This window comes from Williamsia sp. Y844 (assembly GCF_056786475.1).
Map to the genome: position 1 here is coordinate 182731 of NZ_JBXCJB010000004.1, position 16060 is coordinate 198790.

Here is a 16060-nt window from a genome sequence, read left to right on the forward strand (position 1 = left end):
ATGTTCTAATCGCGGTAGAGTCGACCCATGAGTCCCGGACGTCAGGTGTCGCTGTTCGAGGATCTGAGCGACACCTCCATACCCACACTGAACCCGCTGCCGGGGAACGTGATCCGCCGCGAGCTCTCCGATGGCGCCTGGGTCGATCTGCGACCGGCCTGGGTCAGCGGCGCCGACGAGGTCTTCGACCGACTGCACGCAGAGGTTCCGTGGCGCGCCGAAAGACGGCAGATGTACGACCGCGTCCTCGATGTCCCCCGCCTGGTCCACCAATACCGCGACGCCGGCGATGGTCCACATCCGATGCTCGGCACGTGCCGCGACTCTCTGACGGACCACTACCGCGCAGAGCTGCCGGAGGGATTCGCCTCGGCCGGATTGTGCCTGTACCGCAACGGCAATGACAGCGTCGCCTGGCATGGCGACACCATCGGCCGGGGCAAATCCGAAGACACCATGGTTGCGATCCTCTCGCTGGGTTCTCCACGCGCACTGTTGTTGCGCCCGATCGGCGGCGGCGCATCCCTGAAGTTCACACTCGGCCACGGCGACCTGCTGGTGATGGGCGGCAGCTGTCAGCGCACCTGGCAGCACGCTGTACCGAAAACCACGGGCGTCGGCCCTCGAGTGAGTGTGCAGTTCCGTCCCCCAGGCGTCTGGTAGCCTGGGACTGCGATCTACTTGCGGCGCATCTCGACGAAGCACCAAACAAATCCGCCATAGCCGCTATTCGACTTGCTGGGGATCGTCGGCGTCAGGTTCGGGTTCGGGTTCGGGTTTTTTGCCATGATCTCGGGTGAGTTTCTCTAGGTGTTGCGTCAGCGCCACCTGGCGGTCGGCCAGCGTCTTCTGCCAGGCCGCTGCGATGGTTTCGTTGGCGTGATGGGCGCGGTTGACCCGCGGTTTGCGTTCCGGGTCCACCGATACCGGCGGTATCCACCCCACCCGTCCTTTGTCGGGGCCCTCGGTGATCATGATGGTCTGCCACTGATCCGGACCATCACCGATCATTTTGTGATGCGGCGGGCCAGGCGTTGACCTTTCTGCGCAGTCCGTTTGGCCCGGCCCAGATACAGGACTTCAGCGGAGTGGTCAGCGAACACCGCGAGATATTTGTCGGACCGGGTCGCCAACTCCAGTGCGTCCCCGACCGGAATATCCACCCCGGAAGCGGTTTCGCGATCCCGGCACACACTTCGAGTTGTTGTTTGGTCATCGTGATGATGATCTGCGCCGGCAACCCCCGATGGGACTTGCCGAGCAGGTTGCATTCCAAAATGGTCTTCAGGATTGCCTTGAGCGCGTCGTGACGCATCTGGCCCCGCGAACGGGTGTCACGTTCGGCGGCTGCCTTCATCAACTCTTTATCTTGCTTGGGGTCATCGCTCGCGCCGGTGGGCGAGTTGGGGTCGGCAGGGTTGTTCATCCCCGTTGCGGCCCACACATCCATCACGGTGGTCAGCAATGCCAATGTTTCTGGATCGAGGGTGCCTGAGATTTTGGCCATCAGATCCACACCTTGATCGCCGATACTCACCGAGCGTCTGCGGGCCCGATCACTGTCGTCGGTCAACCGGCCATCGGGATCGACCCGGGCCAACACTTGACGGCCCGCTGCAGCCAGGCGGGTCGGATCGGACTCGACGGCTTCTTCGGTCATCCACTGATCGACCACGTCATACACGGCCGGATCAGCAGCTGAGGGGATCTGTTTGCGTACATCCAGCATCACATCCATGTGCGAGGCGCCGATCAACCCTTGGGACCAGGCTTGTTCGGCGGCAGGGCATTTCGGTGCCAGCTCTTCGCCCTGCATCGTGTGGAATCGGCCGACAGCTTCCAGGCCGCGGATCCTGGACATGGTTTGGCCTTTGGTCAGCCGCAACTCGCCACGGGTGAAACCAAACAGTGATGAATACCCGGCCTTCGAAAACGATGACCGATCCGAGACCACCAACAAGTGTCGCAGCCCGGTGAGCTCGAGCTTACGGGCGATCCGTTCATGCACCCGCACAAGCTCATTGACTTCCGCATCGGACATATCGGAATCAGTGCAGTCCGCGATATCGGCAACCAGCAACTCCAACTCGAGATATTTGCGCACCAACACCGGAACCGAAGAAGAACCAACCGCAACCTCGTCAGACGGATCGTCAGTCATCATGCCCCCCAGCACATCTGATCGCTAGCTTTCAACCAGGATACCCCGGATGACACGATATGTCGAATGTTTGTTCGAATCGCGTGGAGGCCTAGGCGCGGGCAGCGAAGGGCGTACAACCCATCAACCGGTTCCGCTTAACCGCCACCCTGTGCCCAAACCGGTTACGCAGCGTTAACATCGCCGTTTCACCAAAGACAAACGGCAACCGTAACTTCAGGAACTACCGGCCAGAACGATTGAGCCGGAACAGTCCGCCCGGCATCGCCGGACACGATCTGGAGCTCCCCTCCAGAAGAGGACATTCACCTCCAGTGGTGGGCGCGAGGGCCATCACAGACGAAAGTTGTCTGGCACACTGGAGGATTGAATGTACGACCTGCTTTTTCGTGATATCGGACATCTCATGCTGGAGCCGGGTAACGAACTCACTGACGCCTGGCTAGCGGTGTCGGACGGCCGCGTAGCCGCCTTCGGATCCGCCGGGACCGAGCCCGAAGCGATCGAAATCCGCTCTCTGGGCGGACGATTGGTGACTCCTGGCCTGATCAACACCCATCATCACATCTATCAGAATCTGACCCGTTCCTACGGTCCTGTGGTAAACGGTTCGCTGTTCGACTGGCTTACGGGTCTTTATCCGATCTGGTCGATGCTCGATGAGGAAGCGGTGTACGTGTCGACGTACATCGGGCTCACCGAGTTGCTGCTCGGCGGCTGCACCACGTCCACCGATCACCTCTATGTGCACCCACGACCCAATCTGATCGATGCCCAGATCCGCGCGGCCAATGACATCGGCTTCCGGTTCTACCCGACTCGCGGATCGATGTCGTTGTCCGTCAAGGACGGTGGGCTTCCGCCGGACAGCGTCACGCAGACCGCTGAGGCAATCCTCGAGGACTCCGAACGCCTGATCAAGCGGTACCACGACCCAAAACCGGGCGCGATGACACGTATCGGTCTCGCACCGTGTTCACCCTTCTCGGTCGATGACACGCTCATGCGTGCCACCGCCGAGCTGGCCGAGAAACACGATGTCCGCATGCACACGCACCTAGCCGAGGACACCGACGAGCACACCTACTGCCTGGAAAAGTACGGCCGTACGCCGGTCGAGCACTTCGAGGACGTGGGCTGGGCCGGACCTCGGTCATGGGTGGCGCACTTCATCTTTCCCAGCGATGTCGAGGCCCGGCGGTTGGCGTCGGCAGGCGTCGGCGTTGCCCACTGTCCCAGTTCGAATATGTTGATCGGCGGCGGAACCGCCAAGGTCCGAACCCTTCGTGAGCACGGTATGGCCGTTGGTCTCGGTTGCGACGGCTCGGCGTCCACCGATCACGCCTCGATGTGGCTAGAGGCGCGAACCGCCCTGCTACTGGCCAGGTTCCAGGGTGGACCTACCGCGATGACGGCCCGCGATGCCCTCGATATCGCCACCGTCGGCTCGGCGCAATGCCTCGGATGGGGCGACGAACTGGGGCGGCTCACAGTGGGATCCCTCGCCGATCTGGTCGCGTGGCACCTCGACCCGGTGTCCTTGGCCGGAGCACTCTCCGATCCCGTTGAGGCATTACTTCGCTGCGGTCCCGCACGTGCATGGACAACCGTCGTGAACGGCAAAGTTGTTGTCGACGAGGGACAACCGGTATCTGCGGCCTTGCCCGATATGTTGCGTGAACATCGCCGTATCGCCACGCGAATGCAAACGGCCGTCCTGACCTGAGACCGGTCTCTCGGTCTCGCCACACACTTCCCGATGCCAACCGCAAGTGCCCCTCCCCGCACACGTCTTCACCACAAGGAGAACCCCATGTCCCACGCAGGATTCTCGCTGTCCCGCCGCAGTCTGCTCAAGGGCGGTCTCGGTCTCGGAGCAATCGCCCTCGGCGGACCCACGCTGCTCACGGCCTGCTCCGATTCGTCGACTTCGGTGGCGGCCGACGGCACCACTTCCATCGACTACCAGCTCAGCTGGCTGCCGACCACCGAACACTCGGGTAGCTGGATCGCCTCTGACACCGGCCTGTACGCGAACAACAAGCTCAAGGTGGGCTTCCTCAACGGTGGCCCCAACGTCAGTCCTGACACCGTGGTGATGTCCGGCAAGGCAGCGGTCGGTGGAAGCAACGCCGATGTGGTCGCCAACGCGATCACCCAGGGCGCCGATCTCAAGGTCTTCGGCACCCGTTTCCAGAAGAGTCCCTTCTGCATCCTGTCTCTCGCGGACTCTCCCATCAATTCCCCGCAGGAGATGATCGGAAAGAAGATCGGTGTGGCCGCACTCAATGAGACGTCGTTCAACCTGTTGTTGCAGATCAACAACATCGACCCGGACAGTATCGAGGTCGTTCCGGTGCAGTTCGATCCCGCGCCCGTGGTCAACAGGGAGGTGGACGGCCAGGTCGTCTTTGTCATCAACGAGCCCACCCAACTCGAGGCCAAAGGCATTGACACCAACACCTTCCTGTTCGCCGACTTCGGCTATGCGGTGTTCTCGGGTGTCTACTTCGCCAAGACCGAGACCGTCGAGACGAATCCCGAGATGCTCGCCGGATTCCTTCGGTCGGAACGACTCGGATGGCAGGCAAACGTGGCCGATCCTGCTCTCGGCACCGATCTGACCCTCAACGTCTTCGGCAAAGACCAGGGCTTCGACCGCGCACAGCAATTGCTCGAGTCGCAGACCCTGCCGCAGATCATGGTCACACCCGACACCGATGCCGGCGGACTGCTCACCCTGCCACCGGCCTTGATCGAGAAGAACATCGCCACGTTGTCCGCGAACGGGATCGACGTGACCGCGGATCAGCTGTTCACCACCAAGATCCTCGACATGATCTGAGTGACGGACATGGCGGCAACCCTGATCCTGAGTGGAGATCTGATGCCGGATACATTCTGCGACTTCATCATCGCGCGAGCCGAAGTTCTCGACGTGGACGCGGTGGTACTGGAAGCCGCCCCGCATCGGATCGTCGTGCGGGTGAGCGGCCAACACGACCTCGTCGGAGCCTTCGAGATGGCCTGCGAACTCGCGCCCGGAAGCAGCGTTGTCCACGACGTCGCCCACCTCGACTGAACACGAGCAACGCAAGAGAAAGGAATCACCGAGATGCTCCCATCTCAACCGACCCTGTCCTCGGGTTGGGCACCGGTCGCGCTGAGCCGCGACGTGCCTTCTGGCTCGGCGACAGACACGACGCTGGGCGGCGACGGCATCGCACTGTGGCGGGGAGGCGACGGACTCGTCCATGCGTGGGCCGACCGTTGCCCGCATCGCGGCATGCGTCTGAGCCTGGGTTTCGTCCGCGAGAATCGGCTCGTATGCCTTTACCACGGTTGGGAATACGAATCCGCGGGAGGATGCCGGCACATACCCGCCCATCCTGATGTCGATCCACCGAGCTCGGTCCGCGCGGACAGATACCGCGTCACCGAACGTTACGGGATGGTGTGGCTGGACGGCCGATCCGGTGCCACCAGAGGCGAGATCGAATGCGCCCCGGATATGCCGCCGGAATACTCTGCGACGCCGGCATGTTCGGTGTACATCGACGCCGCGGTCCCCCGGGTCCTGGAATCCCTCGCCTCACGTACGGACAACATGCAACATGCGGACAACCTCGTCCACATGACCGTCGACGGCCACGAGCTCGTCATCGGTATCCAGGTCCACAACGAGAACACAACCGTGATCCACATCTGTGTCGTCGGTGCCGACTCGGCTCTGGTACGCCAGATCATCTTGTGGGCACATGCATTTCGCGATGAGATGAATGCACCTGCGGCGGTGGCATCGTGAGTGAGTTGCTGCTCGATGACTTCGAACTCGATCTCGACTGCTACAAGGTGCGGCTCGGGCTGGCGCTACTCGGTATCGAGTATGCAAAAGTACCCGTGAACTGCTATCCGCTGCCCCCCGGCTCTGCAACAGAAGTGCCTGCTCTGCGCCATGGCGACCGCACCATACGCGGCGCCGAGAACGCCCTGCTGTATCTGGCGACGGAGTTCGCGACCGACACCACCTGGGCGTCTGGAGAATCCGTGGACGGCTCTCGGCTCACCCACTGGCTCGATTTCTGTGCCAACGCATTCGGCACGATCACTGCGGCGCGCGATCTCGCCCTCTACAGCACCGACCCGCTGGATCAGGCCGTCGCCCGGGCGAAAGTGGCTGTGCAACAACTCGATGACCACCTCGCGCTGCAACGGATCGACAATCACTGGGTCATCGGCCCACATCCCAGCATCGCCGACATCGCACTGTTCGCCGGCGGGGCCCTCACCCGGGATATCGGCATCGACCGCGGGCGCTATCCGGCGCTGCGGTGGTGGATGCGGCGCATGCAGTCACTGCCTGGCTTCATCGCGATGCCCGGCATCCCCGTCTTCCCCTGACACCCGAGAAGAAAAGGCTTGCCATGCAACAAAGCGCCGTAGACGCGGTGATCCGTGGCCTCAAGAAGGCCGGCGTGAGCACCGTCTGCTATCTCCCCGACTCCCTGTTCAAGGAGCTCTATCCGGCCCTGGACGCCGACCCCGACATCCGCACGATCCAGGTCACCAACGAGGGTGAGGGTGCCGCCATCTGCGGCGGCATCTTCCTCTCGGGCAAACGAGCCGCTCTGATCATGGAGAACTCGGGGCTGCGCGCCTCGGTGGAACCGCTCGCCCGCATGGGCCTGGGCGCCGGGATCCCGGTGATCATGCTCATGAGCTACCGCGGCGAACTCGGTGAGAACAACTGGTGGGCGGTCCCGCACGGCATCACGATGGAACCCATCCTCGATGCGCTGCGGATCCCTTACCGCATCGTGCGGGAAGAAGACCAGATCGAGCGGGCGATTCACGACGCCTTCGAATGGTCTTATGCGGCATACCATCATTCGGCAATTGCTCTGGGCGGAGGTCTGGTCCGATGAACGACTCGACAGCGAACATGACACGCTTCGATTGCATGAAGCTCCTCGCCGACAAACTGTCGGACGAACTGGTGATCGTCTCGCTCGGCGCCAGCGTGGACGAGTGGTACAACGCCGCACCCCACATGCGCAGCGCCAGCCTGTTTCAACAGCAACTCGGATGCGTCACCCCACAGGCATTCGGACTCGCGGTCGGCTTGCCACACCGGCGCATCATCTCCCTCGACACCGACGGTGGAATGCTCTTCAACCTCGGCATACTCGCAACACTTGCCAACGAACGTCCCCGCAATCTCTTCACCGTGGTGTGGGACAACGAGTGCTACCAGTCCATCGGGGGCCCACCGACGCACACCTCCAAGGGCATCGTGAGCATCGCGGCGATCGCCCGTGGCGCAGGCATCGAACACTCCTACACCGCAACAACTCTCGAAGAGTTCGAGCAGCACTGCGCGGCAGGGCTGGTGGCCGACGAGCCGTACGTCCTGGTTGCGAAGGTCTCGAGCGTGGTCGAGCCCGGGATCAAACGCAAGCACAGTGACGGCCGCGAAGACAAATACATCTTCGTCCGGCACGTGGAGGCCACCGAAGAGATCACCATCATGGGGCCCAGTGAACACAACTGAGACGTTCGACTACATCGTCGTCGGCGGCGGCTCCGCGGGATGTGTTCTGGCGTCCCGGCTCTCGGAAGATCCCGAGGTCACCGTGCTCCTGCTGGAATCCGGGCCGACCCACGACGGCCTCGCCGAGATCGACGAGCCGGGCGGCTGGGCGAGGTTGTTGTCCGGGAAATATGACTGGGGATATGCCTATTCACCCAACCCGAACGTCGACGGGCGCTCCATACCCATACCCCGCGGGCGGGTACTCGGCGGATCGAGCAGCATCAACGCCATGCTCTGGTATCGGGGACACCCCAGCGACTACGACATCTGGGAGGACAGCGGAGCGAAGGGGTGGAACTGGGAGTCGATGCTCCCCTACTTCCGCCGCTGCGAGGACTGGGAAGGCGGTGCGTCCGAATTACGCGGCAGCGCAGGACCACTGACCATCACCACGCCTGAAAACCCCCATCCGGTCGCCGAAGCGCTGCTCGGTGCCGCTGCGGAACTGGGTTTCCCGGTCCTGCACGACTCGAACGGCAAGGACGTCCACGGCGCCTCGCTCGCAAATCTGACGATCGCGAACGGTCGGCGGATGAGCACGGCCCGTGCGTATCTGGGACCCGCAGAGCAGCGGACCAATCTGGCCGTGCGGACGGGCTCTCACGTCGGGGCTCTCGAATTCGAAGGTGCACGTTGCTCCGGGGTGCGTCTTGGCGGAACCCTGGTTCGCGCCGAACGCGAAGTGATTCTGTCCGCCGGTGCGATCTCGAGTCCCCACCTACTGTTGCTTGCCGGTATCGGCGAACCCGAACAACTGCGGGCGCACGGTATTCGGGTCCGAAGTGCCCTGCCGGGCGTGGGACAGAATCTGCAGGACCATCCACTGCTGATGGGTGTGAACTTCGCCGCCCGTCTGCCGTTGGGACCGGTGCGCGACAACGGCGGTGGCGCCATCCTGAACTGGTCCTCGACTCCGGAACAGGCGCTCCCCGACCTGCATGCCTTTGTCGTACAGGGACCACACGCGACGCCCGAAGTCGCTGCGAAGTACAGCCTTTCAACATCTGACGACGTGTTCGCGGTCTCGCCTGGCCTGATGCGCTCGCACAGTGTCGGACAGTTGACCCTACGGTCCGCCGACCCGGCAATCGCACCGGAGATCGATCCGCGGTATCTGTCCGACCCTCGTGACCTGGCGGCCTTGGTCGCCGGACTCGACACGATCATGGATCTGGCCGAGACCGCGCCCTACCGAGCACTGATCGAGCGACCGATCGCACCTGATCGTCGTCTCACCGGCGCCGAGCGCGCAGCGTTCGTGCGAATGAGTTGTTCGACGTTCTTCCACACGGCGGGCACCTGCGCGATGGGTACCGGCGCCGGAGCCGTGGTCGACCCCGAACTGCGGGTGTACGGGGTCGAGAACCTGCGCGTGGTGGATGCCTCGGTGATCCCCACATTGCCCTCGTGCAACACCAATGCCCCCGTCGTCGCGCTCGCCGAGCGCGCGGCAGATCTGATCGCCGGAAGGAACGCCGCATGAGCACTCTTCTCACCGCCGACGCCGTGGTCACCGTGGACGCCGCCCGCACCGTGATCCCCGATGGCGCGGTACTGGTGGACGGTAACCGGATCATCGCCGTCGGACCCACCGGTCAGCTCACCGCCGAATATCCCGAGGCGCAGGTGACCGCGCTGCCCGGACGCCTCCTGATGCCCGGACTCATCAACTCGCACAGCCACTCCGGGCTGCTGCGCGGAACCGCCGAGGCGCTACCGGTCTGGGAATGGCTCCGCGTGCACATCGACCCCATGCACCGGGTCGTCACCGCCGCCGAAGCCGAGGCGGCGTCCTGGCTCTGTTACGCAGAAAGTGTGCTGGCGGGCACCACCACCGTCGTCGACATGTGGCGGCACATGCATGGCAGCGTCGCCGCCGCCACCGGGGTCGGGAACCGGCTTGTCACAGTCAATTACGTGGGCGCGCACCCCGAATTCGACTACTTCGACACCCTCGACGACAACGAGCAGCTGCTGCAACACAGTCAGGGTGCGGCGAACGGCCGGGTGTCGGTCTGGGTCGGACTCGAGCATGTCTTTTATGCCGACGCCGCCGGGCAGCGCCGGGCCATCGACATGGCACGGGACTACGACACCGGGTTCTACACACACTGCAGCGAATCCGAGATCGAGATCGCGGAGTTCGACAAGCGATACGGCAGTCGGCCCATGATGGCGATGGAGCGACTCGGATTCTTCGACGTCCCGCGCACCATGCTCGCGCACGCTGTCTGGCTCGACGACGACGAGATCGCGTTGCTCGCCCAGCGTGGTGTCGCCGTGGTCCACAACCCGGTGAGCAACATGAAACTGGCGAGCGGCGTGGCACCGATCGAACGCCTACTTGCCGCCGGTGTGACCGTCGGGCTGGGTACCGACGGGGAGAAGGAGAACAACAACCTCGACATGTTCGAGGAGATGAAGGCAGCCTCCCTTCTCGCGAAACTCTCGAGTGGGGATGCCGCCGCCCTTGACAGCTGGAAGGTGATCGAGATGGCCACCATCAACGGTGCCCGTGGTCTCGGCCTGGACGCCGACATCGGCTCGCTGGAGCCGGGGAAGAAGGCCGATCTGATCGCCGTCCGCACCGACACCCCGCGAATGACCCCGTTCTTTCCCCATGGACCCTATTTCAACCTTCAGCACAACCTGGTCCACGCCGTGCGCGGCTCGGATGTGGACCTGACGATGATCGACGGTCAGGTCGTGGTGCGCGACGGACAGCTGGTGTCACAGGACCTGCCGGACATCATCGCCCGCGCTCGGGGTGTCGTCCCTGGCCTGTTCAAACGGCGGGCCGACTGGCTAGCCGAGCACGACGATCTGGAAGGGGTCTTCGGTGCCCACGAATGACGATGTCCACAATGATGACGGCCGCAGCGACGACGGGCGCTGTGACGACCCGGTGGTTCTCGACCAGTGGTATGCGGTGTGCGCCCGCACCGAACTCGGTGACGGTGCCATCACCACACGTCTCCTCGGTGTCGAATTGATCTGCATGGCGGATGATCCCGATGTTCCACTGGTGCAGGCCGACGATGTCGAGCTGCCCGTCCGCCTGCGATACGGGTTCGTCTGGACCACGCTCGGCACCCCGGCCGGCGACATCTTCGATCTCCCCGAATCACTGGAACCCGATCGGCGCTACGTGCCTTGTGGATGGATCACGATGCGGACCTCACCCGGCCGGGTGGTGGAGAACTTCCTCGACATGGCGCATTTCCCGTTTGTGCATCCCGGGATCCTCGGCGGTGAATCGAATACCGAGGTGGCCAAGTACGAGTCGGAGATCCGTCGCGACACCGACGAGGTGTGGGCCACCAACTGCACGTTCTTCCAGCCTCAGGTCAGCGCGAGTTCCGAGGGCGCGTTCGCGCAGCTGTCCTACCGGGTGCCTGCGCCGTATCTGGTGGTGCTCTATCGGGTGTCACCGGCCGACCCGACCCGGCAGGACGCGATCGCTCTGTTCATCCAGCCGATCACCCAAACCCTTTGTCGTGCACAGCCTGTGATGTACCTGGTCGATCAGGAGGCCTCCTTCATCGATCTGCTCCACTTCGAGCAGACGATCTTCCTACAGGATCGCATCATCGTCGAGAATCAGCGTCCGCTGTTGCTCCCGCTCGATCCGCGCGACGAAATCCCCACCCGGGCAGACGGTTCATCCATCACCTATCGACGCTGGCTCAAGGCGAAGGGCCTGCGATACGGCGCCCTCCCCTTTCCACCCGCCCGCAGCCGCCGAGGAGCAGACGCATGAGCACCCCGACCACTATTCCTCGCCACAGTGTCGAGTTCCTGAGTGCCTCACCCAAAGCACTGCTGATCGGCGGTGAATGGGTTCCGGCAGGCAACGGCGTATTCGAGAGCCGCGACCCGGCCTCAGGTGAGCTACTCGCCGAGATCGGCTGTGCATCCGCCGCTGACGTCGACCAGGCAGTGCGCTCGGCCCGCGAGGCATTGATCGGGCAGTGGGCCAAGTGCACCCCGACCGCACGCGGAAAACTGTTGTGGCGCTTGGCAGACATGATCGATGAGCACGCCGACGAATTGGCCGAACTCGAGACCCTAGACCAGGGCAAGACGTGGGCCACGTCCCGTTTCGCCGAGATACCCTCGGCAGCAGAACAGTTCCGGTACTACGCCGGCTATGCGAACAAGATCTCGGGAACCACCATCAATCCGTCGATCACGTACCAGCCGGAGGGCCGGAAGGTGATGGCGCACACCGTACGCGAGCCCATCGGGGTCGTCGCGGCGATCGTGCCATGGAACTCTCCACTGTTGATGGCGGCGATGAAGCTCGCGCCTGCTCTGGCGGCCGGCTGCACCGTGGTGCTCAAACCCGCCGAAGACACCAGTCTCACCGCCATCCGGCTCGGCGAATTGATTGTCGCCGCGGGCTTTCCGGCAGCAGCGGTGAACATCGTCACCGGTGACGGCGAGGTCGGGCGAGCGCTGGCACAACACCCCGGTGTCGACAAGGTGACGTTCACCGGGTCCACCGAGGTCGGAAAGAAGCTGGTGGCAGGCGCCGGTGGCACAAACCTCACCCGGCTCACGCTGGAACTCGGTGGCAAGTCACCGGTGGTCGTACTCAACGACGCCGACATGTCGATCACGGTCCCCGGTGTCGCCAGGGGCATCTTCGCCAATGCCGGACAGGTCTGTGTATCCGGTTCGCGGGTGTACGTCGCGCGCAACGCATATCAGGAACTTGTCGACGGTCTCGCGGTAGCGGCCTCGTCGATGCGGCTCGGTCACGGGCTCGACCCGGCCAGCGACCTCGGTCCACTCGTCAGCCGGGCGCACCGGGCGCGGGTTGCCGAGTACGTGGACGACGGCGTGGCCGGTGGAGCCGAAGTCGTCACCGGCGGCACCGTCGTGTCCGGGGAAGGCAGCTTCTACCGACCGACCGTGATCACCGGGGCCGGCCCGGACATGGCGCTGATGCGCGAGGAGATCTTCGGACCGGTGGTGGCGGTGACGGCGTTCGACGACATCGACGAGGTCCTCGGCTGGGCCAACGACACCGAATACGGGCTCGCCGCCAGTGTGTGGACCCGCGACTTCAGTGCCGCACATCGACTGGCGGCGGACGTGCGGGCCGGAACGGTGTGGATCAACTGCCACTCGTACTTCTCACCCGAGTTACCCAAAGGTGGCCACAAGCAGTCCGGTTGGGGTGTGGAGAACGGCGCGGCCGGCCTCGACAACTACCTCGAGTCGAAGACGATCTGCATGATGGTGTGAGGGGTCGAAAATCCTCGGCTCACGGCAATCCGTGAAGCCAAGGGCAACCCGTGAAGCTCAGGGCAATTGGGCCACCAGTAGGTTCCCGTCGAACTCGCCGGCCGGTTTGTCGCTGATCCCGCATTGTCCATCGGACTCGCCAGGCACCTTCACGTACATTTCTTCGACCTTCGCATCCGGGTCGAATGATCTGTCCGAGATCGTACCCAGAGTTTGCGTAGGCGGGTTGCACCACTCGGTTCCGGTGCCCTGCGCACCGTTGCGCGAGTTGTCGATCAACACGAAAAGATCAGCCCCGTACGCGCTTTGAACGTCGGCGGCGTACTGCTCGGTTTCCGCTTCCGGACGATAGTTCGCCACGTTCAGCGCGATACCCGGTATGTCGACGTTGTGCGCCGAGATCCGCTTGAGGAAGTCTGCCGTGTCCTGCGGGCTGCGCCACGTACTGTTGCCCGCATCCACGTAGACCGCGGTATTCGTATTCGCGGTAAGGACTTTCAGCGCTGTCGCGAGTATCGAGACCCGGTCTTCGGCATCGGCCTCCGGTAGATCGGGCAGATGCGCCAGCGCGTCCGGCTCCAATACCATCACCGCGTCGCCCTGACCGATCACGCCGCTGATACCCGAAATCCACTCGACGTACGAGGTGGCCGAGGCGCTACCTCCCTGCGAATGACCACCGTCATCGCGTTGGGGAATGTTGTAGGCCACGAAAACCGGCACCGATCCGTTCGCGGCTGACCGGTCCAACACCTCACGAACGGTCTGCGCGGAGCCCTCGGAGTAGAGCCATACCGCCACCGGGGTCTCGATCAGATTCTTCAGGGACTGCTGTTTTTCCGCTGGGACATAGCCTTCCGCTGCCAACAGGTCGGCGGAATACCCCGGGTCGACCCGGACCGAATAGTCGGCACGCGCCGGTGCCGCACGCTCGGACGGCGTTGAACCCTCGACAGGATCACCCTCTGCCCCGCCGGTGCATCCCGTGACCAGCAGCACACCGATAGCCGACCCCACCACGATGCCCCGGCGCACAGGCGATGCGACGTACGTTTCGATCAACGAGGACATTGCCTGATTCACTCGACCTGCACCCATTTCGCAATGCCGGGAACACCTGCGGTGTCATTGAAGAAGAGCATGTAGCTCCCCCTGGGCAGCAGGGCTCTTTCGGTCGGCAGCGTCACGGTGACATTGTTCCCGTCCTGGACGAATCCGACGTCGACAACCCGCTGATTGGTGTCGGTGACGTGCGTCGTCGCGGCCGGAAGGACCAACCTGGCAGATGCGATCGGCGCACGTGCCGTTCCCGGATCAAGCGTGAAGGTGCCGGACTTTCCCAGCGGCAGCTTAGTTGGACCATCGGTTATCGCGATACGCGACACCGACTTCCCATCCGGCCGGAAGAGATACGCCGGGGTATAGACCTCCAGTCGCTGTTCGAACTCACCGGGCACGGAGTTGTCTTTGTCCGAGAACAGCGGATCGGATCCCATCGTCAGGATCTGCCCGTTCGGCAGGAGAATCGCAGATGAATGATAGTTACGGCCGACACCCGGATCGGCCATCGCCGTGAGCTCACCGCCTGGGCTCAGCACATAGCTCTTGAGGATGTCGCTGTCGCCGCCGCCCCTATAGTCCCGGGAACCCCCGGTGATGAACACATCCCCCGAGGGCAGCGGAACCAGGCTCGGATACCTTGTGCCGTCCGCCAACTCGCCGAACGGCTCGAACCGAGGAGTTGGGTTCTTGAGGTCGATGACGTCAATTCTCTCCGTGGACAGCGGGGAGTTCCCGATGCCTCCGCCACCGACGACCACCAGCCGCTGGTCATTGACCGGCCCGATCCAGGTGGACGACCCGGTCTCGAGCTGATCTGGATCTCGAAGTCCGGGTACCGGCGCAAACGTGTTGTTCTTCAGATTCCACAGACCGGGCTCGCGGCCCGAGTCCGCAGGCCCCCAACCGGTTGACGGTCCGGCGAAGAACAGCTCGTCATCACGTGCCGTCTGGAAGACCGCCGGGTAGGTCGGAAAGAATCTCTTCAGGTTGCCGCGCTCAGACCACAGTTTCGTGTTCGGATCGTATATCTCGTTCTGTCCGTCCAGGATTCGACCCGAGTTGTCGAGCCCGGACAGCGCGATGACGGTTCCGTTCGGCAACGTGGTCAGTGTCGGATACCAGCGGGCGAAGTTCATGTCCCCGACCCGCTCGTATTCTTCGGTGATCGGGTTGAACTCATAGGAGTACCGGGTGCCCTGGTACTCCTTCTTGTCCAGCGTCATCTTCGGGGCGAAGCCGTGCAGGTTGCGCCGATCGGCCGCCGTCAGTCCCTCGAGTTCCACCCGGTAGGCCTCGCCTTGCAGCGACACTCCGGGCGCGCCTGCAATCACCGCTTCGACAAAGACATTTCGATCGGTCGGCGAGACCTTTCGACTCCGCGGATTCACCGTCGCCGCGGGCACAAGGACCTCGGAATCCGACCGATACTGCTTCCCGCTTGTCAGCCCCGTCAGCGTCGTCCCCTTCGGGACCACAAAAGACTTGCCGGGGGTCTCATTTCGGATGGTCACGTAGCCACCGGCGTTGGTGACGTCTTTCGCCGCTTTCTCGTAGCCTTGCGTGCCGCCTGCCACCAGCAGGTTGCCGTTCGCGAGATGTGCGTGGCCTGCGCAGAACATGTCCTCGGGTGTATTGACCTCTTTGATGTACCCATCGGACGGGTCGTAGACGACGGTGCTGAACTGCCCGGCTTCGAAACTCTCCCGGTCGTTGCCCGAACCGGCTATCAGCAGTATTCGGCCCGAGGGGAGCAGCGCAGCGTGCACCGCATTGATCTTGTGATCGCCGGGCAGGGTGATGGTCTCCCATTTGCCGTGCCGAGCCTTGTACTCGTCGGAGTTGATGAGCCGGTGCTTGTTGACATTCTGGATCAACTCAGCCGCGGGCGGCGCAGAGAACCCGGCCAGCAAGAGCACCGCACCGACACCGATCGCCGTTCGCCAGTTGAGCACCGATGTGAGGCTCACATTCAGTTTCCAGCCTGTGCGGGG

General features: G+C 63.3%; 16 protein-coding genes. 12 read left to right on the forward strand and 4 right to left on the reverse strand.

The window, feature by feature from the left end; all coding sequences use genetic code 11:
* The first annotated feature begins 27 nt into the window (after positions 1-27).
* Positions 28-663: an alpha-ketoglutarate-dependent dioxygenase AlkB gene (locus tag AC1TQG_RS21955; protein WP_482140224.1), complete on the forward strand. Its 636-nt coding sequence runs from the start codon at positions 28-30 to the stop codon at positions 661-663.
* A 63-nt stretch (positions 664-726) separates the two neighbouring features.
* Here the strand turns inward: AC1TQG_RS21955 and AC1TQG_RS21960 are convergent, their stop codons facing one another.
* Together AC1TQG_RS21960 and AC1TQG_RS21965 are read right to left on the reverse strand one after the other, a co-directional pair.
* Complete coding sequence (locus AC1TQG_RS21960; protein WP_482140226.1) at positions 727-1011, reverse strand: hypothetical protein; 285 nt, start codon at positions 1009-1011, stop codon at positions 727-729.
* The gene (locus AC1TQG_RS21965) at positions 1001-2164 is read right to left on the reverse strand and encodes a DUF222 domain-containing protein (protein WP_482140228.1); all 1164 of its coding nucleotides are present in this window, start codon (positions 2162-2164) and stop codon (positions 1001-1003) included. Before AC1TQG_RS21965 ends, AC1TQG_RS21960 begins: the two co-directional genes overlap by 11 nt.
* 367 nt (positions 2165-2531) lie before the next feature.
* Between AC1TQG_RS21965 and AC1TQG_RS21970 the strand changes: the two genes are divergently transcribed.
* The 11 genes from AC1TQG_RS21970 (at position 2532) to AC1TQG_RS22020 (ending at position 13007) form a co-directional block, all read left to right on the forward strand.
* Positions 2532-3887 (forward strand): 8-oxoguanine deaminase, encoded by a 1356-nt coding sequence (locus tag AC1TQG_RS21970; RefSeq protein WP_482140230.1) that lies wholly within the window; start codon positions 2532-2534, stop codon positions 3885-3887.
* An 87-nt stretch (positions 3888-3974) separates the two neighbouring features.
* On the forward strand, positions 3975-5006 hold the full coding sequence (locus AC1TQG_RS21975; protein ID WP_482140232.1) for an ABC transporter substrate-binding protein: 1032 nt from the start codon (positions 3975-3977) through the stop codon (positions 5004-5006).
* 9 nt (positions 5007-5015) lie between these two features.
* Positions 5016-5243, forward strand: a complete 228-nt coding sequence (locus AC1TQG_RS21980) for a hypothetical protein (RefSeq protein ID WP_482140234.1) — start codon at positions 5016-5018, stop codon at positions 5241-5243.
* Between the two features lie 33 nt (positions 5244-5276).
* Positions 5277-5966: a Rieske 2Fe-2S domain-containing protein gene (locus tag AC1TQG_RS21985; protein WP_482140235.1), complete on the forward strand. Its 690-nt coding sequence runs from the start codon at positions 5277-5279 to the stop codon at positions 5964-5966.
* Complete coding sequence (locus AC1TQG_RS21990) at positions 5963-6562, forward strand: glutathione S-transferase family protein (RefSeq protein ID WP_482140237.1); 600 nt, start codon at positions 5963-5965, stop codon at positions 6560-6562. The genes AC1TQG_RS21985 and AC1TQG_RS21990 overlap by 4 nt, the downstream gene beginning before the upstream one ends.
* 23 nt (positions 6563-6585) lie before the next feature.
* Positions 6586-7086, forward strand: coding sequence for a thiamine pyrophosphate-binding protein (locus AC1TQG_RS21995; protein ID WP_482140238.1), 501 nt, complete (start codon positions 6586-6588; stop codon positions 7084-7086).
* Complete coding sequence (locus AC1TQG_RS22000) at positions 7083-7712, forward strand: thiamine pyrophosphate-dependent enzyme (protein ID WP_482140240.1); 630 nt, start codon at positions 7083-7085, stop codon at positions 7710-7712. The genes AC1TQG_RS21995 and AC1TQG_RS22000 overlap by 4 nt, the downstream gene beginning before the upstream one ends.
* Entirely contained in the window at positions 7699-9237 is a 1539-nt protein-coding gene (locus AC1TQG_RS22005) for a GMC family oxidoreductase (protein WP_482140242.1), read from the forward strand. Before AC1TQG_RS22000 ends, AC1TQG_RS22005 begins: the two co-directional genes overlap by 14 nt.
* The gene (locus AC1TQG_RS22010; protein WP_482140244.1) at positions 9234-10607 is read left to right on the forward strand and encodes an amidohydrolase family protein; all 1374 of its coding nucleotides are present in this window, start codon (positions 9234-9236) and stop codon (positions 10605-10607) included. Before AC1TQG_RS22005 ends, AC1TQG_RS22010 begins: the two co-directional genes overlap by 4 nt.
* Positions 10594-11514: an aromatic ring-hydroxylating dioxygenase subunit alpha gene (locus AC1TQG_RS22015; protein ID WP_482140246.1), complete on the forward strand. Its 921-nt coding sequence runs from the start codon at positions 10594-10596 to the stop codon at positions 11512-11514. Before AC1TQG_RS22010 ends, AC1TQG_RS22015 begins: the two co-directional genes overlap by 14 nt.
* Complete coding sequence (locus tag AC1TQG_RS22020) at positions 11511-13007, forward strand: aldehyde dehydrogenase family protein (RefSeq protein WP_482140248.1); 1497 nt, start codon at positions 11511-11513, stop codon at positions 13005-13007. The genes AC1TQG_RS22015 and AC1TQG_RS22020 overlap by 4 nt, the downstream gene beginning before the upstream one ends.
* A gap of 57 nt (positions 13008-13064) precedes the next feature.
* Here the strand turns inward: AC1TQG_RS22020 and AC1TQG_RS22025 are convergent, their stop codons facing one another.
* A complete protein-coding gene (locus AC1TQG_RS22025) occupies positions 13065-14078 on the reverse strand; it encodes a glycoside hydrolase family 6 protein (RefSeq protein WP_482140250.1) in 1014 nt (337 codons plus the stop codon).
* A gap of 8 nt (positions 14079-14086) precedes the next feature.
* Entirely contained in the window at positions 14087-16036 is a 1950-nt protein-coding gene (glxA, locus tag AC1TQG_RS22030) for a radical copper oxidase GlxA (protein WP_482140252.1), read from the reverse strand.
* Positions 16037-16060: the final 24 nt, after the last annotated feature.

Bases quoted from the DNA above. Each gene is read 5' to 3' on its own strand.
- AC1TQG_RS21955 (WP_482140224.1), top strand. From the start codon at position 28: ATGAGTCCCGGACGTCAGGTGTCGCTGTTCGAGGATCTGAGCGACACC.
- AC1TQG_RS21960 (WP_482140226.1), bottom strand. From the start codon at position 1,011: ATGATCGGTGATGGTCCGGATCAGTGGCAGACCATCATGATCACCGAG.
- AC1TQG_RS21965 (WP_482140228.1), bottom strand. From the start codon at position 2,164: ATGATGACTGACGATCCGTCTGACGAGGTTGCGGTTGGTTCTTCTTCG.
- AC1TQG_RS21970 (WP_482140230.1), top strand. From the start codon at position 2,532: ATGTACGACCTGCTTTTTCGTGATATCGGACATCTCATGCTGGAGCCG.
- AC1TQG_RS21975 (WP_482140232.1), top strand. From the start codon at position 3,975: ATGTCCCACGCAGGATTCTCGCTGTCCCGCCGCAGTCTGCTCAAGGGC.
- AC1TQG_RS21980 (WP_482140234.1), top strand. From the start codon at position 5,016: ATGGCGGCAACCCTGATCCTGAGTGGAGATCTGATGCCGGATACATTC.
- AC1TQG_RS21985 (WP_482140235.1), top strand. From the start codon at position 5,277: ATGCTCCCATCTCAACCGACCCTGTCCTCGGGTTGGGCACCGGTCGCG.
- AC1TQG_RS21995 (WP_482140238.1), top strand. From the start codon at position 6,586: ATGCAACAAAGCGCCGTAGACGCGGTGATCCGTGGCCTCAAGAAGGCC.
- AC1TQG_RS22000 (WP_482140240.1), top strand. From the start codon at position 7,083: ATGAACGACTCGACAGCGAACATGACACGCTTCGATTGCATGAAGCTC.
- AC1TQG_RS22010 (WP_482140244.1), top strand. From the start codon at position 9,234: ATGAGCACTCTTCTCACCGCCGACGCCGTGGTCACCGTGGACGCCGCC.
- AC1TQG_RS22020 (WP_482140248.1), top strand. From the start codon at position 11,511: ATGAGCACCCCGACCACTATTCCTCGCCACAGTGTCGAGTTCCTGAGT.
- AC1TQG_RS22025 (WP_482140250.1), bottom strand. From the start codon at position 14,078: ATGTCCTCGTTGATCGAAACGTACGTCGCATCGCCTGTGCGCCGGGGC.